The organism is Pseudoalteromonas sp. 5Ae-yellow, assembly GCF_014077565.1.
GTDB lineage: Bacteria > Pseudomonadota > Gammaproteobacteria > Enterobacterales > Alteromonadaceae > Pseudoalteromonas.
In genome coordinates this window covers 1-255 of sequence record NZ_JACGWD010000207.1, presented here as the reverse complement: position 1 = coordinate 255, position 255 = coordinate 1, and the positions used below count along the sequence as shown (strand labels likewise).

Genomic DNA, 255 nt, shown 5'->3' with positions numbered 1-255 from the left:
GATAAGTAGAATGACACGAGCAGACATACCGCAAGCAAAGGCAGAAAATGACAGTTTACTACAGCTTGTACGGACAATTATTAGACATTAATAACCTGTACAAGGGATTCAAAAAAGTGAAAGCAGCTAAAGGAGCGGCCGGAATAGATAGGCAGTCCGTAGGCGCATTTGCCCTGAATTTAGAAGCAAACTTAAAACAACTGCAAGGTGAGCTGCAAACCAAGCAATATAGGGCACAACCTGTCAAACGGGTGG

The 255-nt window shown here is 43.5% G+C and carries 1 pseudogene; it reads left to right on the top strand.

Features of this window, described 5'->3' with window-relative positions:
* Positions 1-47: 47 nt before the first annotated feature.
* A pseudogene (locus H4J63_RS19990) lies at positions 48-255 on the top strand (group II intron reverse transcriptase/maturase); the annotation flags it as partial.